Genomic DNA, 26861 nt, shown 5'->3' with positions numbered 1-26861 from the left:
CCCGATCGTCCGCCCGGTGTCGTCATCACAGGCGCGGGCACACGCAGCAGGGGCGCACATCCGAAGGTCTTCGTGCGCTCTCACGCCCCCCTCACGTCCTCCCTTCGAGGGTATTAGGCAGATCGTCAGTGTCGCGGCGCTCGGCTGCGGTGAACTGGTGATAGTTGCCCACCGAACGTACGCAGCGTACGTACACGTTGACAGCTGAAGGAGCACCACATGACGACGGTTCTGCTAGTACACGCGGTATCCCTATGGCGTGCATCGTTGGCCTGCCTGCTCAGCAAGCACCACGGCATTCAGGTGCACACGACCGACAAGGGGGGCGTGCGGGCGGCCATGAACGAGAAACCCGCGGACATACTGCTGACGGACCTCGACTGTCCGGATTCCGTGGAAGTCCTCACTCTTTCCGAGTCGCTGCGGCGTTCCGCCGCCCGGCAGACGGCGCTGGTGGTCCTCGCGCGCGGGGATCGGGCCGGTGATTTACGCAGAGCCTCGGACGCGGGTGCCAGAGGGTACATAGACAAGTTCGGCCCCGTGGACAACCTCTGCGACGTGGTGCGCAAGGTGGCGGCAGGCGGTCGACATATCGACCAGTCCTTGGCCTTCGGGCTGTTACAGGCTACGGAAGTGCCCTTGTCACCCAGGGAGTTGCACGTACTGGCGATGGCCGCCGAGGGCGAGTCGGTGTCGTCCATCGCCAACGCGCTCCATCTGGCCAGCGGTACCGTGCGCAACTACCTGGCGGCGGCGATACGGAAGACGGGCGCACGGAACAGACTGGACGCCATAAGACTCTCGAAGGAATTCGGCTGGCTCTAGGGTCCCTCTTCCGGATCCTGCCGGTTCGGTTCCAGATCAGCTCGACGCGGTGGGTCCGGTTCCCGGGTTCCGCCGAAGGTGACGTCCCGGGCGGCGACGACCAACCCGCTCCGGCGCACCGGGCGGACGCCCCCGGGCCACTCCACATCGCGCTTCCGCAGGGACGTACGGCACGAGCTGCCGGGGTTCACCCCTGCCGCACGGGGCTCACGGAATGCTCCGGTGCATCCGGTTCGTAGGACGCGGGCGCGGGGGTCTCGGGGGTCGGGGACCAGTGCCCCATCAGATCGCGGTACAGCGCCGACCGGGCGGGCAGTTCGGCCGGCGTCCCGCAGACCGTGTGCGTACCGTCCATCACCAGGACCCGAGTGGCGCGGGCAGCCGATGACAGCCGGTGGGCTATGACCACCAGGGTCCTTCCCCGCCCGGCCAGTGCCCCCTCTGCGCGTGCCTCGGCAGCCGCGTCGAGATGGCTGGTCGCCTCGTCCAGGATCAACAGGGGCGTGGTGGTCACATGGGCCCGACACAGGGCGATCAGTTGGCGCTCCGCAGGCGAGAGCTGCTGGGGGTCGACGGCGGCGTCCAGTCCCCCGAGACGCCGTAGCAGGGGCGTCGCGCCGATGGCCTCCACCGCTGCGACGAGCGCGCCGTCGTCTGCCGTCAGCCGCAGATAGCGGAGGTTGTCGCGCAGTGTGCCGGTGAACACGTACGCCTGCTGGGGCAGCAGGGTGCGCAGGGCGGTGGGTTCCCATGCACCGGTGGCACGACCCAGCCAGCGCACTTCTCCCCCGGTGGGAGACACCACACCGGCGAGGATGGCCGCGAGCGTCGACTTGCCGCTGCCGCTCGGCCCGACGACCGCGAGGTGCTCACCAGGTCGGAGCGTGAGGTCCAATCGGTCCAGTACGGGCCGGGCGCCCGGGCCGTACGCGAAGCTCACGGCGCACAGTTCGGCCGTGGCCGCGGACACCGCGTGGCTCGGCGGTGCACCGGCCGGCGGCTCGGGAAGTGCCACGGCCCCGGTGAAGCGGTCCAGCACCACCACCAGCCGCCCGCCCGCGGTGCCGAGCACACTGAGCAGGGCGTGCAGGGCGGGGGCCAGCGATGCGGTGAGATAGGTGAACGCCCCCACGAGCGCACCGCTGGTGAGCCCGTGTCGCATCAACCAGGGTGCGGTGAGCAGCAGCAGGAGCGGCGGGATGCGCGAGCACACGGCGAGGGCGACGATGCGGACGGCGGCCCAGCGGGCGAGCGACCGCGCCGCGGCGGCCTGTTCGTCTGCGAGTTGGTGGGCGCGGGCGAGGGTCGGTCGCACCGCGCCCGTCGCTGCGATGTCCCGCAGTGCGGACGCGGTGTGGCCCGCGTGGGCGGCGAAGGCTTCGTCGGATCCGAGGTAGGCGTTCTGGCGTGCGGCCATGGGGATCAGCGTGGCCAGGAAGAGCCCCAGTCCGAGCACCAGCGGCGGTAGGACGATCAGGAGCAGTCGGGGCGAGAGCGCGGCCAGTCCGGCGAGCGCGCCGAGTGAGGTGAAGACGAAGGAGCGCAGGGACAGGACGAGACCGGCCCAGCCGTCGCGGGCGATCTCGCTCTGGTGGGTGACCTGCGACAGCGAACGGGTGGTGGCGGGGGTGGCCGCGGTCAGTGCCCCGGCCAGGGCGCGGGCCGTTGAGCGCCGTACCAGTCCGTCGCGCAACGGTTCGACCAGGTCGGCGAGTCCGCCGAACAGTCTGCGGGTGGCGAGCGCGGCGGGGAGGGTGGCGAGCGCGGCGACGGCGAGCCAGAGCAGTCCGGTGGCGGGGGCGTCGGAGAGGAAGCCCCGGTCGATGGCGTGGGCGACGGCGTATCCGCTGATGAAGGTCTGGGCGAACTCCAACAGCGACCAGCCGGCGAGCCGGCGCGCGGCACCGGTACGGGCCCTGAGAAAGGGCACGCCCTCGCGCATCACCCTGCGCAGAGCCCCTCTGACCTGCTCGGGCTCGGACGCCGTGGGCGCCGGATCGGGCGTCATGGTGCCTCCCGGTCGGATCGCCGCTGTGGGTGGGGTGATGTGTGGTTCTCAGCGGGCGGGCGGCTCGCCGGGACCGCGCTGAAGTGCGCTTCGGTGTAGGCGGGCGGTTCGGTCGCGCCGGGGGCGGGCGGGGCGGGGGCGGGCGGCACGGCGGCGAGATGGAAGACCTGACGGTACGCGGGGTCCGCCCAGAGGTCGCCGTGCCGTCCCACCGCCCGCACCTCACCGTCCTCCAACCACAGCACCCGGTCGGCTTGGAGGGCCGATGAGATGCGGTGGGCGACCACGATCCGCGTACTGCGGCCGGTGTGGCTCGCCAGGGCCTGCTGGACCTGGCGTTCGGTGACGGTGTCGAGGCTGGAGGTGGCGTCGTCGAGGATCAGCAGTCGACCGGATCGCGCGAAGGCCCGTGCCAGGCCCAGACGTTGACGCTCACCGCCGGAGAGCGGGGCCCGGTCGAGCGGGGTTCGGTAGCCGAGGGGGAGTAGTCGGATGAAGCCGTCGGCGGATGCGGCCCGGGCTGCGGTACGGATCTGGGTGTCGGTCGGGCGGGTGGCGCCGGCCGCGATGCTGTCCTCGACGGTCTCGCCCCACAGTGCAGGACGGGCGAAGGCATAGCCGACCTCGTGCCGCAGCAGCTCCGGGTCGACGGTGTCCAGGGGCACCCCGTCGAGACTGACGGTGCCGCTGTCGGGATCGATGAGTCGGCCCGCGACGGCTGCCACGAGAGACTTCCCGGACCCGGATCGACCGACGACGGCCAGCGAGGTGCCGCCGGGCACGCTGAAGGTGACGCCGCGCAGCAGGTATTGGCCGTCCTGCACCACGTCGACGTCGCGCAGTTCCAGGGTGCCGGGGCCGTCGGCGGGCAGGGATCGGGAGAGATGGGGCACGGGGGGCAGGGTCAGCAGGGGTTCCAGCCGGGCTGCGGCGCTCTTTCCCCGTGCGATCGCGCCGAGGGCTCCCGTCAGGGAGCCGAGACCGACGGCGAGGACCGCGTAGCGGGAGACGGCGAGCAGATCGCCGACGCTGATCGCCCCGGCGGCGAGCCTCAGTCCGGCCACGGCCAGCACCAGCAGGGAGAGCAGCGGTAGGAGGACGGCACTGGTGCCCGCGGCGCTGCCGTGGATCTGCCAGGTCCGCCGGCCGTGTGCGGCGAGGTCCGTGAGGGGTTCGGTGATGCGCGCGTGTTCACGGGTGGCGGTGTGTGCGGCGCGCAGGGTGGCCGCGCCGTCCAGTGCCTCGGTGAGTCGGGTGGCGATCAGGGCCTGTTCGCGCTGGTAGTCGGCTGCGGCGTCCGCGGTGCGACGGATCAGCGTGCGCAGCAGGAGCACGAACGAAGGGGCGCCGATGAGGAGGGCGAGTCCGGTCCAGGGGTCGATGAGGAAGAGCCCGACGATCCCGCCGAGAGGGAGGAGCACTCCAGCGACGGCGGTGGCCGCCGTGACGGGCACGGCTGCCGCGTCCGCGGCGTTGGCGGTGAGCCGGGTGGTCAGATCACCGGCCGGAACGGCACCGCCGCGGCGCGGCTCGGTGCGCACCACTCGATCGAGGACGAGGGTGCGGAGTCGGGCGGTGAGGGCGGCGGTGGTGGTGCCGCCGAGCAGGGCGACGAGCGCGTCGAGGACGACCTCGGCCGCGGTGAGCCCGGCGCACAGCAGCAGGGCGGACCAGGGAATGCGGCCTTCGGTGACGAGTTCGTCGACTGCGGTGCCGAGGGCCGCGGGCAGGGCGACCGCAGCGAGTGCGGCGAGTGCCGAGCAGACGGCGACGGCCGCGAGCGGGAGCCGGCCAGTGCCCAGGAACCGTACGGACGTCGCCGACGGCGGGGATGGCACCGCTGGCCGACTACCTGTCACGTTGAGTCCCTTCCGCTTCTCGCCGGGCACCGGCCCGCACGTACGGTCCCGGGCCTGGGGGCCACGGGACCGTACGGAGTGCCGGAGGCCGAGCAGTGAGCGGAATGCGGTTACCGCCCTGCCCTCCGGCCTGGGGTCACGGGGTGCAGAGAACGACGCTCAGGGAGCTGTACTCACACACCAGCAGGCTGACCTGGCTTCCGGTGGCGACGTCGCCGTACGCCTCTTCCTGCGGGGTCTCCAGGGCCTGAAGGTCGAGAAGCGCCATGATGATTTCCTTCCGTGGGGACGGTTGTTTTCTCATTGGTGCACGGTCCCTGGCTGGGACCGGTCTGTGGGCCGCGGTGGCGGCGGGAGGAACGGCAGGGCCGCGGGGGTGTCCCCGAGTGCGCTGCCGAGGGCGAGCAGGCACCCTGCGGTGCCGGTGGCCAGATCCATGGATCGGCGCATCATCTGCTCGCCGGGGAAGGCCAGTTCGCCGGCGTAGGGCACGGCGTGCAGCCCGAGGAGGTCGATGTGGCGGCGGATGGTCCGCTGCTTGAGCTCGGGTTCGCCGACGGGGGTGCGGCTGAGCTGGAGGATCAGCCCGGCGACGCCCCGGAAGAGTCCCGGTTGGACGTAGAAGGCGGAGCAGAAGGCCGGGAGCATCGCCCGCCGTGCCGTGGCGAAGGCGTCGTCGGGGCGCTGGACGAGGTACTCGTCGAGCACCAGGGCGAGCCCTGCGCTGCCCGCTCCCAGGTACGGCATGGTCCGTTTGCCTTCGACGACCAGCAGGGCGTCTTCGGCTCCGGGGCGGCAGCGGGCCAGGTCGCGGTGGAGCGCGGTGGCCGCGAGGTCGAGGAATTGGGGGTCGCCGGTCGACTCGTAGCGTCTGATGAACAGGAGCGCGAGTCCGGTGGCGCCGTGGAGCAGCCCGGTCCGGGGTGAGGGCGGGCCGCTGAGCAGGGCGCGTGCGGCGAGTGCCGTGCAGCGGTCGGCGGTGGCGGCGAGGGCTGCGGCTTCCGTACCGGTGGCGGTGCGGGCGAGGTCGTCGAGGGCCAGGGCGATGCCGGCGTGTCCGCCGTGGAGGTCGGCCGTGAGCCCTTCGACGGGCTGGCGGGCGATCAGTTGGGCGATTTCGGCGGCCTGCTCGGGGTGACCGATGCGGCGCAGTGTCCAGGCGATGCCGGCGAGGCCGTCGTACAGCCCGATGGGGGTGCCGGGTGCCGGCTCCTTGACTCGGGCGAGCAGCCACTCTTCGGCTTCGGGGCTGGTCGGCGCGCCGGTTTCATGGAGTGCGTAGAGGATTCCGGCGGCGCCGTAGCCGAGGGATTGACCGCCGGCCGGGGAGGCGAATTGGGCGATATCGCCCGGAAAACATCGGTCTTCACGTTCAGGGGTACAGGAGGCGAGGATGGCTCGTGCCATGGAGTCGCGGCTGAGGGGCCAGTCGCCCGGGTCGGGTATGCGCGAGGAGCCGGGGGTGACCGGGTGGCCGGTGGGTTCGGGGGTGTTCGCGTGCGCGGGGCCGTCGGATATCTGCCGACGGGTGGCGGGGGCGCTGGCGTCCTGCTCGGCGTCGCACAGGATCTCGTCCACCGAGGGTCGGAGTTCGTCCTCCGTGACGGGGAAGATCCGTGTCGTTCCCCGGGCGAGTTCGGTGGCCTTTGCTCGGTCGATGGCGAAGAGCGTGGTCAGCGGGAGGAGCAGCGCGAGGCGCAGACAGGCGAGGGCATATCGGTCGATCTCCACGCCTCGTCTGTCGGCGGGGGCGACGAACGCCGGGTTGGCCACGACCTGGCGGCACCGGTCGGCGATGCGTGAGGCGGCCTCGAAGTCGAGGAGGACGACTTTCTCTTCGTCCTCGGAGACCATGACGTTGCTCATATGGAGGTCGCTGATGACCACACCCCGCTCGTGCACCGCGTGGACGGCGTCCGTCACCAGGGCGTGCATCTTCCTGGCCCATGCGGCGTGCTCGGCGAGCTGTTCGGCGCCCGGCTGCGTTGCGGAGAGGGGGAAACGCCTGGCGAAGACGGTGTTCAGGGTGGTTCCCGGCACGTGTTCCAGGGCCAGGAAGTGGTGTCCGCCGACCTCGAAGGTGCCGCGGACCTGCGGTACGCAGTCCAGTCCGGCGAGTTGCTCCAGGGCGGTGCGCTCGCGTTCGAGTCGGGCGACGGCGTCGGCTCCGTCGGCGGCCAGACCGGCGTGCGGCCGGGCCTCCTTGAGGACGACGTTCTCGCCGGTGCGGGGGTCGCGGGCCTTGTAGACCCCGCCGCCGTTGGAGAAGTGGAGCGCGCCGGTGATCTCGTACGGCATCTGGTCCATGCCGACGGTGGTGCGGGCTTCGATGTGCGGCTGGAGGAACGCCGGGGGCGTCACCCAGTCGGGTATGCGCAGGGACGGGCCGCGGGGGTCGGGGACCAGGGTGCCCGTGGGGTCGGCGACGGCGGGTACGAGTCTGCCGTCGGGGCCGGGGCAGAAGCGCGGGGCGAAGGCCCCGTACCGCACGTGCACCGGTCCGTCGCCGCAGCGCAGGTCGCTGAGGATGTACGGCCCGGGTTCGCCGTCGAGGAGTTCCATCAGTTCGCCGCAGACCTCGGGGAAGCTCTCCTCCGAGTGCGGATAGACGGTGAGGAACTTGCCGCTGCCGGCCCGGTCCGCGTACTTGGCGTTGCGCAGGAGCAGCAGCGGCGGTGAGGGAATGAACTTCACCGGGAGGCGGCGGGGGACGCAGTAGTCGAGGACGCGTCGCAGGACCGACTCGGCGTTGTCCAGGGTGGCGGAGATATGGATCTTCCAGCCCTGCTGGGGCAGTCGGAGCCCGCGGGGGCTGTACGAGAGCCAATCACCGCGCCGGGACCGCTCCCACCCTTCGGGGGCGGGCTCCCGGGCCGGGCCGTAGAAGCCGGTCGGGCTGCCGGAACCGTTGGCAGCCGAGCCGTTGGCCTGGGAACCGTTGGCGGCCGAACCATTGGCCTGGGAGTCGTTGACCTCGGAGCCGTTGGAGGAGCGGTGGGGCACGTCGTAGAAATCACGATCCGCCTGACAGTACGTGGCGTACTCGGGGTTCATGCGTACTCCTTCCCGCTCGTCTCGGTGGGCCCGCTCGTCCCGGTGGGGCTCGGCTTGACGTGACTGAAGGTGTCATGCGCCCAGGGCGGCCGGACAGTTGCTGCTGTCACCAGTTGCGCATGAGTGGGGATGTGCGATTCACATGGGTGTCGCATGGCCGTGTGCTGCGTCTTTGTGTGCGAGAAGCACTGGGGTGGGGCGACGGGTGTGTGAACTGCACCCGGTCGGGGGTGTGCAACCGCTGAACGGGGGCGTGGTCGCGCCGGCGGTGAAGTCCGTCGCGGGAGGGGCGGGTCGGCCACTCGCCCCGCACCTGCGGCGGGTACCAGGCGGGACGGCGTGCGGGCCGACCGACAGCCCAGGAGTAGAGGAAAACACCAGGTGGGCGCGTTGAAGGCGTCGGGGCCCAGGGGCTGGCGGTGATGAATGGCACCCCGCTGCGCAGGTCTTCTTGAGCCTTCGGCGGTGCCGCCTCGAACCACCGGCGGGAACATTAGGTTAGGCTAAGCTAAGTTCCCGTCGGCGGAGCTGGCGTGCACACCGTGTCACCAGCGATCGGAAGAGAAGACTCCTGAGATGACGTTCCGCGTGGCTGTGGCAGGCGCGAGTGGATATGCCGGGGGTGAGGTCCTGCGACTGCTGACCGCCCACCCGAGCGTGGAGATCGGTGCCCTCACCGCGCACAGCAGCGCGGGCAAGCGACTCGGCGACGTACAGCCCCACCTGCACTCCCTCGGCGACCGGGTGATCGAAGAGACCTCGGCCCAGACGCTCGCCGGGCATGACGTGGTCTTCCTCGCCCTCCCCCACGGACAGTCGACCGCCCTCGCGAACTCCCTGGGGCCGGTCGCGCTCATCGTGGACTGCGGTGCGGACTTCCGACTGCGTGACCCCGACGACTGGAAGCGGTTCTACGGCACTGACCATCCGGGCGTCTGGCCCTATGGGCTCCCCGAACTACCGGGGTCACGCGCGGCGTTGTGGCAGACCAGACGGATCGCCGTGCCCGGGTGTTATCCGACCGCGGCCACCCTGGCGCTCTTCCCCGGCTACGCCGCCGGGCTGCTGGAGCCCGAGGCCGTGATCGTCGCGGCGAGCGGCACATCGGGTGCCGGGAAGACGCTCAAGCCCCATCTGCTCGGCTCCGAGGTGATCGGGTCCATGACCCCCTACGATGTGGGCGGAGGGCACCGGCACACGCCCGAACTGGCGCAGAACCTCTCCGATGCGGCGGGTGAAGCGGTGGCGGTCTCGTTCACGCCGACACTCGCCCCGATGGCCCGCGGGATCCTCGCCACCTGCTCCGCCCGGGTCCGCCCCGGGACGACGGCCGGCCAACTGCGCACCGCCTACGAGGAGGCGTTCGCGGAAGAACCGTTCGTCCGTCTCCTCGCCCCCGGACGGTGGCCCTCCACCGCATCCGTCGTGGGCTCCAACTGCGCCCACGTACAAGTGGCGTTGGACGAGAACACCGACCGACTCATAGCCGTCAGCGCGATCGACAACCTCACCAAGGGCACCGCAGGTGGTGCGGTGCAGAGCATGAACGTCGCCCTGGGGCTGCCGGAGACCCTGGGACTGCCCCTGAATGGAGTCGCCCCGTGAGTGTGACCGCTGCCCAAGGATTCCTCGCGAGCGGAATCGCCGCCGGGATCAAGGAGTCCGGAGCGTTGGACCTGGCGCTGGTGGTGAACGGCGGCCCGTCGTACGCGGCGGCCGGGGTCTTCACCCGCAACCGGGTGCAGGCCGCACCCGTGCGGTGGTCCCGCAGGGTGCTGCGCCGCGGCCGGACGGCGGCAGTCGTCCTCAACTCCGGTGGCGCCAATGCCTGTACGGGCCGGGCGGGTGACGACGACACCCGGCGCAGCGCCGAGTTGACCGCACAGGCCCTCGGGCTGCGCACCGACGACGTGGCGGTCTGCTCCACCGGTCTGATCGGCGTCCGACTGCCGATGGAGCGGATGGCCACCGGCATCGCCGAGGCCACCGAGCAGTTGACGGCGCAGGGCGGTCGTGCTGCCGCCGTCGCGATTCGGACCACCGACTCCGTGGAGAAGACGGCGCAGGTGTCCCGGGACGGCTGGACGGTCGGCGGAATGGCCAAGGGCGCCGGAATGCTCGCCCCCTCGCTGGCCACCATGCTGGTGGTGCTCACCACTGACGCCGACGTTGACGCCGACGCCCTGGACACGAGCCTGCGGGAGGCGGTCCGCACGACCTTCGACCGGGTCGACTCGGACGGCTGCACCTCCACCAACGACACGGTGCTGCTGCTGGCTTCGGGGGCGTCCGGCATCACCCCCGAAGCGGACGACTTCACACGGGCGGTGCACACCGTCTGCCTCGACCTGGCCCGACAGCTCATCGCCGACGCCGAGGGCGCCGGCAAGGAGATCGAGGTGGAGGTGGTGGGCGCGGCCAGTGAGGGCGACGCCGTCGCCGTGGGCCGCTCGATCGCCCGGAACAACCTCCTGAAGTGCGCACTGCACGGCGAGGACGCCAACTGGGGCCGGGTGCTCTCGGCAATCGGCACCACCGACGCCGTGTTCGACCCCGACCGGCTCGACGTGGCGATCAACGGCGTCTGGGTGTGCCGCGACGGAGCAGCGGGCGAATCGCGTGAGAAGGTCGACCTCTCCGGGCGCCAGATCACCCTGACCGTCGATCTGCGCAGCGGACAGGAGTCCGCGGTGATCTGGACCAACGACCTCACCGCCGCATACGTCCACGAGAACAGCGCGTACAGCTCATGAGCGCAGCGGGTACGACGGCCGCGGCGACCGATCCGGCGAAGCTCCCCTCACCTCCCCCCGTACGCACAACGCCCCCGCGGGCCCGTACGGTGATCGAGGCGCTGCCCTGGTTGGAGACGTTCCAGGGCAAGGTCGTCGTCATCAAGTTCGGTGGCAACGCCATGGTGGACGAGGGGTTGAAACGCGCCTTCGCCCAGGACGTGGTCGCGTTGCGCTACGCGGGGCTGCGGCCGGTGGTGGTCCACGGCGGCGGCCCGCAGATCAGTTCGCTGCTGGGCCGGCTCGATCTGGAGGTACGGTTCGCGGCCGGTCTGCGGGTGACGACGCCCGAAGTCATGGACGTGGTCCGGATGGTGCTGGCGGGCCGGGTGCAGCGGGAGATCGTGGGGCTCATCAACGCCCACGGCCCGTTCGCCGTCGGAATGACCGGCGAGGACGCCCACACCCTGACGGCGGTACGACGGCTGGCGCAGGTGGACGGCGAACCGGTCGACATCGGTCTCGTCGGCGATGTGGTCCGCGTCGACCCCGACACGCTCCGGGCGCTCCTCGATCGGGGACGGATCCCCGTGGTCTCCCCCGTCGCCCGGGGCGACGACGGCCAGATCTACAACATCAACGCCGATCTTGCAGCGTCCGCGCTGGCCGTCGCGCTGGACGCGGAGAAGTTGGTGATGCTCACCGATGTCGAGGGCCTGTACGCGAATTGGCCGCACAGCACCGAGGTCATCGACGAACTGACGGCCGGCGCGCTGGAGCGGCTGTTGCCCTCGCTGGCGAGCGGGATGGTGCCCAAGATGGAGGGCTGTCTCCAGGCGGTGCGCGCGGGGGTGCGCAGGGCACACGTACTGGACGGACGGGTGCCGCACTGCCTCCTGCGGGAGGTGTTCGCCGATCACACCACCGGAACCACCGTGGTCCCCGACGAAGAAGGCCACCCGGGGCGCAAGGCCGCCAAAGGCCCGAGGAACGGCGTCCCCGACACCCTGCCGGACGATGTGAAGACGAAGGACGACCGATGACGGCGGACACGACGCCCGGAGCGCACGACACCGACGACGTGTCACACGGCAGTGGCACGGCGGCGCTCACCGGGCGCTGGCGTGCCGTGATGATGGACACCTACGGGACGCCCGCGATGGCCCTGGTGCGCGGTGAGGGCAGCGTGGTGTGGGACGCGGACGGCTCCGCGTACCTCGACTTCACCGGCGGCATCGCGGTGAACGCGCTGGGCCACGCCCATCCGGCGATCGTGCGTGCGGTGAGCACCCAGGTCGCCCGGCTGGGCCATGTGTCGAACCTCTTCGTGGCGGAACCCCCGGTGGCGCTGGCGGAACGGCTGCTGCGGCTCGACGGCCGCGCCGGGCGGGTGTTCTTCTCCAACTCGGGCGCCGAAGCCAACGAGGCCGCGTTCAAGATCGCCCGCAGGACGGGCCGCCCCCATCTGGTGGCGACCGACGGCGGCTTCCACGGACGGACCATGGGAGCGCTGGCGCTCACCGGACAGCCGGACAAGCGTGGGCCCTTCCTCCCCCTGCCGGGCAGGGTGACGCACGTGCCGTTCGGCGACCCGGACGCCCTGCGGGCCGCGGTCACCGAGGAGACCGCCGCGGTCCTGATCGAACCGGTCCAGGGCGAATCGGGGGTACTGCCAGCTCCGGACGGCTATCTGCGGACCGCCCGGGACATCACCCGTGCCAACGGCTCACTGCTGATGCTGGACGAGGTGCAGACCGGTACCGGACGCACCGGGCACTGGTTCGCCCACCAGGCACACCCCGGCGTGGATCCCGATGTGGTGACGCTGGCGAAGGGGCTCGGCGGTGGGCTGCCCATCGGCGCCACCCTCGCCTTCGGCGCGGCGGCGGACCTGTTGACACCGGGACAGCACGGCTCGACCTTCGGCGGCAACCCGGTGGCGTGCGCGGCGGCCCTCGCCGTGCTGGACACCATCGAGGACGAAGGTCTCCTGGCCCGTGCCCGCAGCACGGGCGCACGGTTGCGGCACGGCATCGAGGCCATCGGGCACCCCCTGGTGCGCGAGGTGCGGGGCGCCGGGCTGCTCCTCGCCGTCGTGTTGACGGAGCCCGTGGCAGCGCGGGTGCAACAGGCGGCCCGGGAGGCGGGATTCCTGGTGAACGCCGTGAATCCGGTGACCGTGCGGCTGGCACCGGCACTGACCGTGGGTGCCGACGACGTCGACGCACTCGTGGCGGCGTTCCCCGCCGTCCTCGGCTGACTCCCGCGGTCCCTCCAACGAACACCGCCGAACCCCCCATACCCACAGGCCACCACGAGTGAGGACGATCATGCCGGCAGGTCACGCGAGCAACGCACAGCGGAAGACCCCCATCCACGATGTGGTGGGCATCGGCTTCGGCCCGGCCAATCTCGCCCTGGCCATCGCCGTCCAGGAACACAACGAACGCTGTGCCCCGGAGCAGCTGCTGCGGTCGACGTTCCTTGAGCGACAGGCCGGATTCGGCTGGCACCGCGGGATGCTCATCGAAGGGGCGACCATGCAGGTGTCGTTCCTCAAGGATCTGGTCACGATGCGCGATCCTGGGAGCCGCTACACCTTCCTGCGCTACCTCCACGAGCGAGAACGCCTCGTCGACTTCATCAACCAGAAGAGCTTCTTCCCCACCCGGGTCGAGTTCCACGACTACCTCGCCTGGTGTGCGGCCGGCTTCAACGACCAGGTGTCGTACGGCTGTGAGGCGTTGGCCCTGCGACCGGTGGCCCAGGACGGTCGCGTCGGCCACTTCGACGTGGCGCTGCGGACGGTCGGTGGTGCTGCGGGCGACACCGAGGGCTCGGTGCGCACCCGCAATGTGGTGCTCGGCACCGGGCTGCGTCCGCAGATACCCGAGGGCGTGACGTTGGGCGAGCATGTCTGGCACAACCGTGACCTCCTCTTCCGTACGCAGGAGTTGAAGGAGCGCCCGCACCGGCGGTTCACCGTCGTGGGTGCGGGGCAGTCGGCTGCCGAGACCGCCGAGTACCTCTACCGCACCTTCCCGGACGCCGAGGTGTGCGCGGTGTTCACGCGCTACGGCTACAGCCCCGCCGACGACAGCCCCTTCGCCAACCGGATCTTCGATCCGTCCGCGGTGGACGACTTCTACGACGCGCCCGAGGGGGTGAAGCGCGCCCTGCTCGAATACCACGGGAACACCAACTACTCGGTGGTGGACGGCGAGTTGATCGATCAGCTCTACCGGACGGTCTACCAGGAGAAGGTCTCGGGCACCGAGCGGTTGCGCATCCTGCGGACGACCGCGCTGACCGGTGTCGAGGAGATGGCCAACGGTGCGCGGGCCGTGGTGACCTCGTTGACCACCGGCGAGCGCTTCACCCTGGACTCCGATGCGGTGGTGCTCGCCACCGGCTACCGCCCGAACGACCCGCGGGAACTGCTCGGTCCGCTGGCCGACCACTGTCTGACCGACGGCCAGGGGCGGTTGCGCATCGACCGCAACCACCGCTTGGTGACCGACGAGCGGATATCGGCCGGGGTGTTCCTCCAGGGTGCGGTCACCGAGCACACCCACGGAATCACCTCGTCCCTGTTGTCGACGCTGGCCGTGCGCTCCGGCGAGATCCGTGACGCGCTCCTGAGCAGTGGGCCCGCCGCGCCGCCGGTGGACGCCCGGACGGAGGCAGCCGCGCTCCTCGACGACGAGGCGTTGGCAGGCAGGGGAGCCGAGGCGGCCGGCGTCGCCCCCGGCCGTTGACCCCACCCGCTCGGACGACTCCCCAGGAAGGCGAGATGTCTCACGCGACGCTCACCCCGGCCCGCCCGCAGGAACTCACGGCCGCGCAGTCACACGTCCTGTCCGCACAGCGCGCCGACCCCGATCACGCCGGCTACAACGTCGGCCAGTACGTCGAGTTGATCGGCCCCGTCGACATCGACGCGCTCCAGGACGCGCTGCGGCACACCCTGGCCGAGGCGCCGGGGCTGCACTTCCGGATTCGGGAGGAGGACGGGCGACTCCTCCAGGAGCCGGTCCCCTTCGACGCGGCGAACTGGCGGCTGCCGCGGCTGGACACGACGGGAGCGGCCGACCCGACGGCGGCTGCCGTGGAGTTGGTGCGCGAGCAGCTCGCCTGTCCGCCGCGGCTGGACCTCCTGTTCGGCACCGGCGAGGGCGCGCCTGCGCTGACGGGCGCGGTCCTGGTGCGCGTCGGGCCCGGGCACCACCTCCTCTTCCAGTACTTCCACCAGTTGGCGGTCGACGGCTACGGAGTGACCCTGCTGACCCGCCGCATCGCCGAGGTCTACACGGCCGTGGTGCGGGGCACGCCCCTGCCCGCCTCTCCGTTCGCGCCCGTGTCCACCCTGGTGGAGGCGGAGTCCCGCTACACGGCGTCGGCGCAGTACGCACGCGATCGGGCCCACTGGGCGGGACGGTACGGCGACGGTCCGCCGCTCACCCCGGTCCGCCAAGGCTCCGCGCCGCCGTCCGACACCGCCCTGCGCCGTACGGTGGTCCTCGACCGGCAGACGGCCGCCGCGGTGCTGTCCACGGCCCGGGCGTCGCGCTGCACCTGGGCCGAGGCCATCGCCGCCGCCGTCGCTGTACAACTGCACCGCGAAACCGGTACGCGCGATGCGGTGCTGGCGATGTACGCCATGGCCCGCTCGGCGCCCGGGGCGCTGCGGGTGCCGGGGATGGCGGTGAACGTCCTGCCCATACGGGTGGCGTTGGGCGGGGACGACACCTTCGCCACCGTGTTGGAACGCACGGCCGCCGAATTCACGGCCGTCCGCACCCACCAGCGCTTCCGCGGCGAGGAGATCGTGGGCGAGCTGTGGCCCGGCCGCATGGACCCCCACTGGCCGGGACCGCTGCTCAATCTGCGGCCGTTCGACACCGAGGTCGACTTCGCGGGCGTGCCCGGACACATCGTGACCCTCGCATCCGGACCGGTGGACGGCCTGTCGATCTCCGCCGTGCGGTACGCGGACGGGCGGTTGAGGCTCGACTTCGACGGCAATCCGGCGCTGTACGACGTGCCGGCGCTCGCCGAACACGCAGATCGGCAGGTGGAGTTGCTGCACCAGCTCTGCCGCGAGCCGGGGCGGTCGCTGTCGGCCCTCCGTACTCCCGACGCCGTCGAGGCGGTCGCACCGCGCCCGTCCGGGGCGGTGTTGGCGGTGGCCGAGAGCCCGCCGCAGCGGAACGCGGCATCCGAGGAACAGGGCGGGTTGCCCCTGCTGCCCGTGGCCCACCGGCTCCGGGAGTCGGGCACCGCCGTCGAGCGGCGGCAGGAGTCGGCGCTGTGGGAGGTTCCCGCGGGACTCTCCCCGGTGGTGTTGCGCCGCGCGGTGGCACACCTGGCCCGCTCCCAGCCTGCGCTGCGCCTGAGGCTGCACCGTCTCGGTGGGGCCGCCGGTGAGGTGTGGACGCAGGAGGTGTTGGCGTCCGCATTGGCCCCGGCCGTGATCGACCCGGAGACGGTACGGCGGGTGGTCACCGGGCGGGCGACGGGCGACCGGCTGTCCGCGCTGATCGCCGGAGAGGCGCGGCGGGCCGCCCTGGCGCTCGACCCCTGGACGGGCACCGTACTGCGTCTGGTGTGGTTCGACTCGGGCCCCGGGGTGTCGGGGCGGCTGCTGCTGACGGCACATGTGACGGCGGTGGACGACGCTTCCTGGCAAGTGATCGTCCCCGAACTCGCCTCGTCCTACCAGGCACTGCTCGCGGACCGGGTACGTACGGACGGGCCGGCCGTGGAGAGTCTGCGCGGCTGGACGCGAACGCTGTTGGCCGAGGCCAACGGCCCCGAACGGATGTCGGAACTGCCCCTGTGGTCGACCCTGTCCGCGCACGCGGACGACGGGGCGCCCGCTGCGTCCATCGGTGGAGCGGCCGGCTGGCACGGCGAGCTGACCACCGAGGTCACCGTCGCGGGTGCCGCTCGCCGTGGTGCGGACGCCCACGGCTGGGAGGTCGCGGTCCTCACCGCGCTCGCCGTCGCCGCGCACGACGAACCGCGGCTGCACGGCGGCGATGCCGACCCCGGGCTCGTCGTGGAGCGGGAGTTCGCCGACCCGGCCCGTCCGGCGCGGACGGCGGGTGGGTTCACCGTCGTCCATCCGTTCCGCGTGCCCCCAGCAGGGGCCTCCCCCGCCGACGTACGGGCGGAGCAGGCGTTGTCCCGTACGGCCGAGGCCCTGGCCCGCGTACCCGACGGCGGGCGGGGGCACCAACAACTGCGGCACCTCAATGCGCAGACGGCGCCGTTGCTGGCCGGGGGGACACGCAGCGCAGTACGTGTGATCCATCGGGTGCGCGCGGGCACCACGGCCGGCACGCCCGGTTGGAAACCCGCTCCGACGGCCGAGGCCGCGGCGCTCCGGGCTGCGCTGGCTGCTCTCCCCGGGGCCGGACCCACCTTGACGGGGCCCTTGGAGCTCACGGTCGTCACGGGCGGTGGCCCGACCATCGGAGCGAGCGTCGAATTGCGCTGGCGCTGGGCCGCGCACGTGTTCAACGAGGAGGAGGCCCGTCGGTTGACGGCCGAGCTGACCGAGTTGATCACCACCTTCACCACCTCAAGCCACACCTCCATCCACCCGTACAGCCCTGAAACACACCGAAACAGCTGAACACACTGAAAAGCGAGGAGATGTCACGATGACCGCCACCAACCCCTTCGAAGACCCGGACGGAAGCTACTTCGTGCTGGTGAACGAGGAGAACCAGCATTCGCTGTGGCCCGCGTTCGCGGCGGTTCCGCCCGGCTGGACCGTGGTGCACGGCGAGGACACCAAGGAGGGGTGCGCCCAGTACGTGGACACGCACTGGACGGACATGCGCCCGGCGAGTCTGGTCGCCCGGTCCTGATCCACCCGCCGCCGGCCGGTCCTGATGGATTCCGTCAGGGCCGGCCGATCGGCATGACCTCTTTCCGGGCAACAGTGGACCCCGGGCACGAGCGGACCCCAGGAGGGTGTGGAGTCCGCACCCGGGGTCCGTCGTCAGTTCAGCGTGCGGGCGAGCACGGTGGATCCGCGCCGCGGATCGAGGGCGTTCACCCAGGTGAGGGGGGCCAGTTCGAGGGCGATCGGGGTGAAACCGTGGCGCAGGAAGAGTTCCCCGCTGCCGGTGGTGGCCGTGAACACCGCTCGAAGGGAGCGGGCGGCGGCCTGGGCGAGCGCGGACCGCAGCAGTGCGGATCCCACTCCACGGCCTTGACTGCCCGGTGAGACGCAGAAGTTGTAGAGCACCGCTGCCGGCCCGTGGGGCTCATCGGGATGGGTGCGCAGGCCGAGACAGCCTGCCGGGGCGTCCCCGGGCAGTTCGGCGACCAGGAAGTCGGCGGCCTCGGCGGCGTAGTGGCCCGCTGGGCGCTCCCGTAGGGCACCGCAGCGGAAGAACTGCCGGGACAGGGCGTGCAGGGCTGCGGCGTCCAGAGCGTTCGCCTGCCGTACGACGGGGGACGAGAGTTGGGCGGCGGGACGCGGCGGAGCCGTGGTCAATGGGTTCCCTCTCCTCGGTCCTGCGGAACGCCCGAGCCGCGCCGTGCGCACCCGTGGACACGTCACCCACAGACCGGTGACACTTAGGCAAGGCTTGCCTAATATTCAGCCACAGTACGACATGACGATCACGGTCGCCCCACCACCCTGACAAGCAGGGGGAGTTGGTCGTACACCGTCGCCGTTCGCGCGAACCGTCGGCTTGACTTAGGATGACCGGAAGTAGTTAGGTAAGCCTAACCTAAACTCTGCTGATGGGTTGCGGAGTCCAGCCAGGGAGAGGAACACCGACGATGGCCGACACGGCCCATCCAGAGACTTCCGGACCGCAGGCTTCCGGAGAGAGCACCTTCGCCCTGGAGCGCCTGGTGCGCGATGTCGCCGAGATGCTGTACGTCGAGACGGAAGACGTACTGGTCGACGAGAGCCTCCTCGACCAGGGACTCGACTCCATCAGGCTCATGACGCTCGTCGAAACCTGGCGTGCCGACGGCGCCCGGATCAGCTTCGTCGAGCTCGCCGAGCGACCGACGCTCAAAGAATGGGCCGTCCTCCTCGGTGGCGGAGCCTGACGGCTCGCTCACCGACGTCCGCTGGGGACATCGAGCGCACCACGCGCAGTACCGACCGTCAGATTCAGCGCCGAACCTGACAGAACCGGTCGGCCCGACCGTCGTTCGCCGACCACCGCGGACGGCAAGCCGCCTGCACCAGGCTTTCGAGCATCCCGAGCGGCACGGCTGCTCCCCTCGCACGGGAGCGCCCGGGCTCGCGCCCGAACGGCCGGGCCCACCGCAGGGAATCGACGGAGGAAAGACAGATCATGGGTGAGAGGCTCCGGGCCGGCGGCCTGACGCCGGCGTACGACCCGAGTGCCGCAGCCGAACGGCTCGGCGTCAGCATCCCCGAGGGGGCACTGACGGCGATCGTCGGCCCGCACGGCAGCGGCAAGTCGACTCTGCTGCACGCACTGGACCTCAACCAGGCCTGCCGCTACGCCACCCAGGTGATCGCCCTGCAAAACGGCAGGGTCGTCGCCCAGGGCCCGCCGGCCGACATCGTCACCGCCGACCTCGTCGACGACGTCTTCGGGGTGCGCTGCCGGATCGTCAGCGACCCCGAGACGGACACCCCATTGGTGCTGCCCCCGGGCCGGACGGTTCGACGGCGACCGATGCGACCGGCCGCGCTGCGCCCTTCGACCGACGCCTCCACCGAGATCACGGACAAGCCCATGGACCACGCCCCCGACCGCCGCGCTGACGCCGGTTCGACGAGAGACACCGCGACGGGAGACCCCCGTGCCCGTGCGTGACTACCTCATCGATGTCGAACCCCTGCGCTCCAGCGCCGACTTCCGCTCCATCTTCATCGCCCGTGTCGTCTCACTGTTCGGGCTCGGCATGGCCAGCGTGGCGCTCGCCGCCCAGGTCTACGACCTGACCGAGTCCATCTTCCAGATCGCCGTGACCAGCATGATCATGAGCGTCACGGTGTTGATCGGCTCCCTGTGGGGCGGGGTGATGGCCGACCGGATGGACCGCAAGCGGCTCATCGTCTACGCCCGGGGCGCCGCTGCCTTCGCATTCGCCGGACTGGCCTGGAACGCCCTGTCACCGGACCCCAAGGTGTGGGTGATCTTCCTCTGCGTGGCCTGGGACGGCCTCGCAACCGGTGTCAGCGTGACGGCCCTGATGGCCGTCGCGCCCACGCTCGTCCGTCCCGATCAACTGCCCGCCGCGGGCGCCCTGATCTCGCTCACGGGCGAGATCGGCTCCATCGCAGCCCCGCTACTTGGTGGTGTGCTGCTGGCGCTGTGGGGGCCGGGCCCGGTGTTCGCGTTCGCCGCCGCCACCACCGCCGTCACCACCTTCCTCATCTCCCGCATCCGGCCACTGCCGCCCGTACGGGACGACGCAGACGACGCAGAGGGGGAAGACGGCACGGACGGCGCCGAGGCGGATTCCGGATCGCTGCTGGTGGCGTTCAAGTACGCCTGGCGCAACAAGGTCGTGGGAGGACTGCTCACCCTCGGTGGGGTGACGGCCCTGTTCACCATGCCGGTCGTGGTGTTCCCCGCCATGGTCGACAAGGAGTTCGGGGGCGGCGACGTGATGCTCGGCGTCCTCTACACCGCGTCCGCGGTCGGATCCGTCGTCGTCTCCGCCACCAGCGGATGGCTCACCCGGGCCGCCAGGCCGGGCCGACTGCTGCTGATCTCGGCGTTCGTCGGTGGACTCTCGATGATCGGCTTCGGGCTCAGCGGCAACATCGTCGTCGCCGTGGTGATGCTCGCCATCTGCGGCGGCGCGGGCACGGTGTACGAGATCCTCGAATACGCCCTGGTCCAACACAACACCCCGGATCGGCTGCGCGGGCGCATCGTCAGCGTCAGCACGACCCAGGACACCACCGGGGACATCGTCGGCGACGCCGAAGTCGCCCTGATCGCGAAGTGGTTCAGTCCCTCGGGCGCCGCCGTCGTCAACGGTGTGGTCTGCGCGGTCACCGCCGTTGCGATCGCCGTCACCGTGCCGGGGTTGCGCAAGGCCACGCTCCCCAAGGAAGCGTGGGACGACGAGGACGACGACGATTCCGCGGACGACACGTTCGAACAGGCCCAGAAGCACCGCCCGTAGACCGGGTGGGGGTGCGTCGCTCCGGACGGTCGACGCACCTCCGCCCCCACGGGGCCAGCCCGTGCCCATCGCCCCCGTCGGCCATCACCGGCCGCCCCACCGACCCCGCCGCGTCCGACCCCTGGAGCAAGATCCCATGACCGAGCGTGCTTCCCAGCGTCTTCCTCTCACCGGGGCCCAGACCGGCGTCTGGTACGGCCAGCGGCTCGACGCCCTCTCCCCCGTCTACAACGTCGGTCAGTACATCGAGATCGACGGCACCATCGACACCACGCTCTTCGAACACGCGGTCCGCCGGACGATCTCCGAGACCACCGCGTTGACCGTACGGTTCGAGGAGCACGGCGAGGACGGCGAACCGCACCAGTTGCCGCAGACCGACTACGACTGGCACGGGCTGGAGATCGTCGACCACACGCACGCCGCGGACCCCGTGGCCGCGGCGCTGGCCTCGATGCGCGCCGACATGGACACACCGACGGACCCGGCGACCGAACCCCTGTTCCACTTCGCGCTCCACCGCATCGGCCCCGACCGCACCTGGTGGTACCAGCGCGTCCACCACATCGCCCTGGACGCCTATGGCTTCTCCCTGTTCAGCCGCCGCACTGCGGAGATCTACACGGCACTGGTGTGCGGCGACGAGCCGGCACCGAGTCCCTTCGGCCCGCTCACCTCCGTCATCGAGGAGGAGCACGCCTACCGGAACTCCGCCCAGTGGGAACAGGACCGCGCGTACTGGCACACCCGCCTCGCGGACCGCCCCGAACCGGAGCCCCTCAGCGGAGCCACCTTCCCCGCCTCCCACGCCTTCCGCCGGGAGACCGCCACCCTCTCCGCCGAAACCACCGCCGGTGTGTTCGCCATCGCCCGCGCGGCCCGGTCCAGCTGGGCCGACGTGGTCACCGCGGCCTTCGCGGCCTATCTGCACCGTGCCACGGGCAGCCGTGACGTCCTGCTGTCGCTGCCCGCGATGGCCCGTCTGGGCTCCGTCGCGCTCAAGGTGCCCGCGATGGTCGTCAACGTGCTGCCGCTGCGGATCTCCGTCCGTCCCGACGCCCCGCTGACCACCCTCGTCTCCCAAGTCGCCGCGGACGTCCGGGCGCTCCGCCGCCACCAGCGCTACCGCGCCGAAGACATCCACCGCGACCTCGGACTCGTCGGCCGGGAGCGGGGGCTCCTCGGCCCCATGGTCAACGTCAAGGCGTTCGACAACGCCCTCGACTTCGCCGGCACCCCAGGCACGGTCCACAACGTGGCCGCCGGACCCGTCGACGACCTCACTCTCGGCCTCTACCACGACGCGGCCGAACAGCGCCTACGCTTCGAGTTCGACGGAAATCCCGAGGCGTACGACGCACCCGCCCTCGCCGCACGCTGCGCCGAGTTCGCCCACTTCCTCGACGAGGTCGCCGCCGTACCCGCGGACGCACCCATCGGCAGCCATGACCTGGTGCCCGCCGCCACGCGGACCCGGGTCATCGACGAGTGGAACGCCACCGCACACCCCACCGTCGAACGCACCGTGGTCGACGCCTTCGAGGAACAGGTCGTCGCCCACGGCGAACTACCGGCCGTCATCGCCGGGGACACCACCCTCACCTACGCCGAACTCAACGACCGTGCGGGACGGCTGGCCTCGCTGCTCGCCGCCCGGGGCGTGGGCCCCGAGTCCATCGTGGGACTCGCACTGCCACGCAGCGCCGATCTGTTGGTCGCCGTCCTCGCCGTCCTCAAGGCGGGCGGTGCCTACCTTCCACTGGATCTCGACTACCCGGCCGACCGGCTGGAGTTCATGGTCGAGGACGCCCACCCCGTGTGCGTGCTGACCACCCTCGACTCCGCAGCAGCCGCCCCCGACGTACGGGGCGTGGACACCGTGGTCCTGGACGCGCCCGACACCCTCGCCGAGCTCGCCGACCTGAACCCCGCACCCGGCAGGCAGGTCCACGGCGACCGTCCCGCGTACGTCATCTACACCTCGGGATCCACCGGACGCCCCAAGGGCGTCGTCGTCCCGCACGGGGCGCTGACCAACTTCCTCCAGATGCAGGCCGAGGAACTGGCCATGGTCGCGGGCGACCGACTGGTCGCCGTCACCACCATCTCCTTCGACATCGCCGCCCTGGAGATCTACACCCCCCTCATCAACGGTGCCAGCGTGGTCCTCGCCGACCGGGACACCGTTCGCGACCCCGCCGCCCTGTCCTCGTTGATCGACGCCCACCGCCCGACCGTCGTACAGGCCACTCCCTCGCTGTGGCACGCCCTGCTCGAAGACGGCGGCCCCACCTCGCTGGACCGCATCACGGTCCTCGTCGGCGGCGAAGCGCTGCCCGCCGACCTCGCCGAACGGTTGGCCCGGTCCGCCCGTTCGGTCACCAACGTCTACGGCCCCACCGAAGTCACCATCTGGGCCACCTCCCGCACGCTCGACCCGGAACACACGGGCGTACCCGACATCGGCACCCCGTTCTGGAACACCCGCGCGTACGTCCTCGACGGCGCACTGCGCCCCTCACCCGTCGGCCGCCCCGGGGAGCTCTACCTCGCCGGCGCCCAGTTGGCCCGCGGCTACCTCGGACGGTACGCGCTCACCTCCGAGCGCTTCGTCGCCGACCCGTACGGGCAGCCGGGCAGCCGGATGTACCGCACCGGTGACCTGGTGCGCCGACGCCCCGACGGTCACATCGACTTCCTCGGCCGCGCTGACGACCAGGTGAAGGTCCGGGGCTTCCGGATCGAACTCGGCGAGATCGAGAGCGCACTCGGTTCCCCGGACTCGGTGGGACGCGCCGTGGTCCTGGTGCGCGAGGACCGCCCCGGAGTGCACCATCTCGTGGGATACGTGACGGCCGTCGACGGCTCGGCCCTGGAACCAGCCGCACTGCGCCGGGTGGTGGCCGATCGACTGCCCGAGTACATGGTGCCCTCCGCAGTGGTCGTCCTCGACGCCTTCCCGCTCACCGCCAACGGCAAGATCGACCGCCGAGCGCTCCCGGCGCCCGATCTGGAGGGGTTGACGAGCGCCACGGGCCGCGGGCCGCGCGGCGCACGGGAGGAGATCCTCGCCGGGATCTTCGCGGACGTACTCGGCGTGGAGGGCGTCGGCCCCGAGGACGACTTCTTCTCCCTCGGCGGCCACTCGCTGCTCGCCGCCCGGGTGATCGCGCGGGTGCGGACCACCCTGGGTGCCGACTGCACCATCCGCGATGTGTTCGAGGCGCGTACGGTGGCGGCCCTGGCCCTACGACTGGGGGAGCGCTCCACCGCCGGACGCCCCGCGCTGACGGCCGCCGCCGACCGTCCGGAGCTGCCGCCCCTGTCCTACGCACAGCAGCGGCTGTGGTTCCTCGACCAGATGGAGGGCCCCAGCGCCACCTACAACATCCCCTTCGTGGCCCGCTTCGACGAACCGGTGAACGCCGTTGCGCTGAACGCGGCCCTGTGGGACGTGGTGTCACGCCATGAATCCCTCCGCACGGTCATCGTCGACGTGAACGGCGAACCCCGGCAGCGCGTGCTCTCCATGGCGGAGGCCGCGATCGAACTGCGGGTGGTGGAGACGCCGGCCGCCCGGTTCGACGAGGAGTCGCGCAGCGCGCTCAACCACCTGTTCGACCTGTCGGCGGGACCGCCCCTGCGCGTCACCCTGCTGCGGGACCCCGAGGCCGGGGCGTACGCCCTGGTGGTCCTGATGCACCACATCGCCAGCGACGAATGGTCGATGGGGCCGTTCCTGAGCGGTCTGGAACACGCATACGCGGCCGGAGTCGCCGGTGGGACGCCGAACGCCCCCGCCCTGCCGGTGCAGTACGCCGACTATGCGGTGTGGCAGCGGAACCTCCTCGGCGATCCGACGAACGACCTGTCGTTGGCAGCCAGGCAAGCGACGTACTGGCGCGCACAACTCAACGGAATACCCACGGAGTTGACGCTTCCCACCGACCGCGCCCGGCCCGCAGTAGCGACGAACGCGGGCGGCATGGTGCACCGGGCGGTTCCGGCGGAGCTCGCGGCCGGGGTGCGGAAGTTGGCCCGGGAAAGCGGCAGCAGCGTCTTCATGGTGGTGCACGCCGCGGTGGCGGCGCTGTTGCACCGGCTCGGCGCGGGTGACGACATCCCCCTCGGCAGCCCGGTCGCGGGTCGCGGGGACGAGGCGCTCGACGGGCTCGTCGGCTTCTTCGTCAACACGGTCGTCCTTCGCACGGACCTGACCGGCACCCCGACGTTCACCGAACTCCTCGACCGGGTCCGTGCCACCGATCTGGCGGCGCTCGATCACACCGATCTGCCGTTCGACCGTGTGGTGGAAGCGCTGAACCCGGAGCGTTCGCTCACCCGGCACCCGCTGTTCCAGACCATGGTGTCGCACAGCACGGTCACCCAGGACGTCCAACGGCTGTTCGGTCTCGACACGACGGTGGACCGGGTGGACCCGGGTGTCACCAAGTTCGATCTTGACATCACATTCTCCGACTCCGCCCACGGCGACGAACTGGACCTTGAGGTGTTCTACGCCTCGGATCTGTTTGATCGGTCGTCGGTGGTGGGGTTGGCGGAGCGGTTGCTACGACTGCTGGAGCAGGCTGTGGCCGACCCGGGCCAGCGGGTCGCCGACTTCAAACTCCTCAGCCCAGAGGAACACGCGCTCCTCACCGAGTGGAACACCACCGAACACCCCGTCCCACCCGGAACCATCCTCGACATCCTCACCGACCAAATCACCGCCACCCCCAACGAAACCGCCATCGTCGCCGGCACCACCCGCATGACCTTCGCCGAACTCGGCACCGCAACCGACCAACTCGCCCGACTCCTCATCGCCCAAGGCGTCACCCGCGAATCCATCGTCGCCCTCGCACTCCCCCGCAACACCAACGCCATCATCGCCACCTTCGCCGTCCTCAAAGCCGGCGGCGCCTACCTCCCCCTCGACCTCGACTACCCCACCGAACGACTCCACTACCTCCTCACCGACGCCAACCCCACCCACATCCTCACCACCACCACAACCAACCACCACATACCAACCACCCTCCACATCCCCCACATCGTCCTCGACACAGAAGAAACCCTCAACCAACTTGCCACCCTCGCCGAAGGCCCACTGGCCGAGATACTGCCCGACCAAGCCGCCTACCTGATCTACACATCAGGCTCCACCGGACACCCCAAGGGAGTCGTCCTCCACCACCGCGGACTCACCCACCTCTACCGCGACCACGAACGACACCTCTACCACCCCACCACCCAAAAACTCGGCCACCGCATCCGCGCCCTCCACACCGCATCCCTCTCCTTCGACTCCTCCTGGGAACAACTCCTCTGGCTCATCGCCGGACACGAACTCCACATCCTCGACGAACACGACCGACGCGACGCCCACACCGTCACCCAATACGTCCACCAACACCACATCCACACCCTCGACATCACCCCCTCCTACGCCCGCCAACTCCTCGACACCGGACTCCTCAACACACCCAACCCCCTCCCCCTCCTCCTCCTCGGCGGAGAAGCCATCCCCACCCCCCTCTGGCAAGAACTCCGCACCAACCACCCCCACACCCACGTCATCAACTACTACGGACCCACCGAATTCACCGTCGACGCCCTCACCGCCAACACCACCCACAGCACCACCCCCATCATCGGCCACCCCCTCGACAACACCCACACACACATCCTCGACCACCACCTCCAACCCGTACCCCCCGGCACCACAGGCGAGCTCTACCTCGCAGGACCCCAACTCGCCCGCGGCTACCACAACCGCCACACCCTCACCGCCGAACGCTTCATCGCCAACCCCCACGGCCCACCCGGCACCCGCATGTACCGCACCGGCGACCTCGCACGCCAACAACCCAACGGCCACATCGAATACCTCGGCCGCACCGACCACCAAATCAAAATCCGCGGCTACCGCATCGAACCCGCCGAAATCGAAACCACCCTCACCAACCAACCAGGCGTCACCACCGCCACCATCACCACCCACCAACCCAACCCCCACACCACCCAACTCACCGCCTACATCACCGGAACAGCCAACCCCACCACACTCCGCAACACCCTCACCCAAACCCTCCCCGACTACATGATCCCCACCCACATCATCACCCTCCCCACCCTCCCCACCACCATCAACGGCAAAATCGACCACACCCAACTCCCCCCACCCACCCACACCCACACCCCCACCACCCGACCACCCCACACCCCAGG

At 70.7% G+C, this 26861-nt stretch carries 17 protein-coding genes; 12 read left to right on the top strand and 5 right to left on the bottom strand.

The window, feature by feature from the left end; translation table 11 throughout:
- Nucleotides 1-219 precede the first annotated feature (219 nt).
- The gene (locus ABZ348_RS11385; protein ID WP_358931688.1) at nt 220-825 is read left to right on the top strand and encodes a response regulator transcription factor; all 606 of its coding nucleotides are present in this window, start codon (nt 220-222) and stop codon (nt 823-825) included.
- 187 nt (nt 826-1012) lie between these two features.
- On the opposite strand, the gene ABZ348_RS11380 is transcribed toward ABZ348_RS11385, so the two are convergent.
- The 4 genes from ABZ348_RS11380 to lanKC form a co-directional block, all read right to left on the bottom strand.
- Nucleotides 1013-2833, bottom strand: coding sequence for an ABC transporter ATP-binding protein (locus tag ABZ348_RS11380; RefSeq protein WP_358931686.1), 1821 nt, complete (start codon nt 2831-2833; stop codon nt 1013-1015).
- The gene (locus tag ABZ348_RS11375; protein WP_358931684.1) at nt 2830-4671 is read right to left on the bottom strand and encodes an ABC transporter ATP-binding protein; all 1842 of its coding nucleotides are present in this window, start codon (nt 4669-4671) and stop codon (nt 2830-2832) included. Before ABZ348_RS11375 ends, ABZ348_RS11380 begins: the two co-directional genes overlap by 4 nt.
- Nucleotides 4672-4828: 157 nt before the next feature.
- A complete protein-coding gene (locus ABZ348_RS11370; RefSeq protein WP_358931682.1) occupies nt 4829-4960 on the bottom strand; it encodes a SapB/AmfS family lanthipeptide in 132 nt (43 codons plus the stop codon).
- Between the two features lie 32 nt (nt 4961-4992).
- Nucleotides 4993-7746, bottom strand: coding sequence for a class III lanthionine synthetase LanKC (gene lanKC, locus ABZ348_RS11365; protein WP_358931680.1), 2754 nt, complete (start codon nt 7744-7746; stop codon nt 4993-4995).
- A gap of 576 nt (nt 7747-8322) precedes the next feature.
- Between lanKC and argC the strand changes: the two genes are divergently transcribed.
- From argC to ABZ348_RS11330, 7 genes are all read left to right on the top strand, one after another.
- The gene (gene argC / locus ABZ348_RS11360) at nt 8323-9351 is read left to right on the top strand and encodes an N-acetyl-gamma-glutamyl-phosphate reductase (RefSeq protein ID WP_358931678.1); all 1029 of its coding nucleotides are present in this window, start codon (nt 8323-8325) and stop codon (nt 9349-9351) included.
- A complete protein-coding gene (gene argJ / locus ABZ348_RS11355) occupies nt 9348-10499 on the top strand; it encodes a bifunctional glutamate N-acetyltransferase/amino-acid acetyltransferase ArgJ (protein WP_358931676.1) in 1152 nt (383 codons plus the stop codon). The genes argC and argJ overlap by 4 nt, the downstream gene beginning before the upstream one ends.
- Nucleotides 10496-11521, top strand: coding sequence for an acetylglutamate kinase (gene argB, locus ABZ348_RS11350; RefSeq protein ID WP_358931674.1), 1026 nt, complete (start codon nt 10496-10498; stop codon nt 11519-11521). Before argJ ends, argB begins: the two co-directional genes overlap by 4 nt.
- Nucleotides 11518-12738 carry an acetylornithine transaminase gene (locus ABZ348_RS11345; RefSeq protein WP_358931672.1) on the top strand — a complete coding sequence of 407 codons (1221 nt, stop codon included), beginning with the start codon at nt 11518-11520 and terminating at the stop codon, nt 12736-12738. Before argB ends, ABZ348_RS11345 begins: the two co-directional genes overlap by 4 nt.
- 70 nt (nt 12739-12808) lie before the next feature.
- On the top strand, nt 12809-14236 hold the full coding sequence (locus ABZ348_RS11340; RefSeq protein ID WP_358931670.1) for a lysine N(6)-hydroxylase/L-ornithine N(5)-oxygenase family protein: 1428 nt from the start codon (nt 12809-12811) through the stop codon (nt 14234-14236).
- A 35-nt stretch (nt 14237-14271) separates the two neighbouring features.
- Entirely contained in the window at nt 14272-17118 is a 2847-nt protein-coding gene (locus tag ABZ348_RS11335; RefSeq protein WP_358931668.1) for a condensation domain-containing protein, read from the top strand.
- A 28-nt stretch (nt 17119-17146) separates the two neighbouring features.
- Nucleotides 17147-17356 carry an MbtH family NRPS accessory protein gene (locus tag ABZ348_RS11330; protein ID WP_358931666.1) on the top strand — a complete coding sequence of 70 codons (210 nt, stop codon included), beginning with the start codon at nt 17147-17149 and terminating at the stop codon, nt 17354-17356.
- Nucleotides 17357-17490: 134 nt separating this feature from the next.
- On the opposite strand, the gene ABZ348_RS11325 is transcribed toward ABZ348_RS11330, so the two are convergent.
- Nucleotides 17491-17991 (bottom strand): GNAT family N-acetyltransferase, encoded by a 501-nt coding sequence (locus tag ABZ348_RS11325; protein ID WP_358931664.1) that lies wholly within the window; start codon nt 17989-17991, stop codon nt 17491-17493.
- Between the two features lie 293 nt (nt 17992-18284).
- Here ABZ348_RS11325 and ABZ348_RS11320 point away from each other — a divergent pair, with 293 nt between their 5' ends.
- The 4 genes from ABZ348_RS11320 to ABZ348_RS11305 form a co-directional block, all read left to right on the top strand.
- Entirely contained in the window at nt 18285-18563 is a 279-nt protein-coding gene (locus ABZ348_RS11320) for a phosphopantetheine-binding protein (protein WP_358931662.1), read from the top strand.
- A gap of 251 nt (nt 18564-18814) precedes the next feature.
- Nucleotides 18815-19306, top strand: coding sequence for an ATP-binding cassette domain-containing protein (locus ABZ348_RS11315; protein WP_358931660.1), 492 nt, complete (start codon nt 18815-18817; stop codon nt 19304-19306).
- Entirely contained in the window at nt 19293-20630 is a 1338-nt protein-coding gene (gene entS / locus ABZ348_RS11310) for an enterobactin transporter EntS (protein ID WP_358931658.1), read from the top strand. Before ABZ348_RS11315 ends, entS begins: the two co-directional genes overlap by 14 nt.
- 136 nt (nt 20631-20766) lie before the next feature.
- On the top strand, nt 20767-26861 hold a 6095-nt coding region (locus ABZ348_RS11305; protein ID WP_358931656.1), incomplete at its 3' end, for an amino acid adenylation domain-containing protein.

It is taken from the genome of Streptomyces sp. NPDC005963 (assembly GCF_040638655.1).
GTDB lineage: Bacteria > Actinomycetota > Actinomycetes > Streptomycetales > Streptomycetaceae > Streptomyces.
This window is presented reverse-complemented; position numbering and strand designations above follow the sequence as displayed.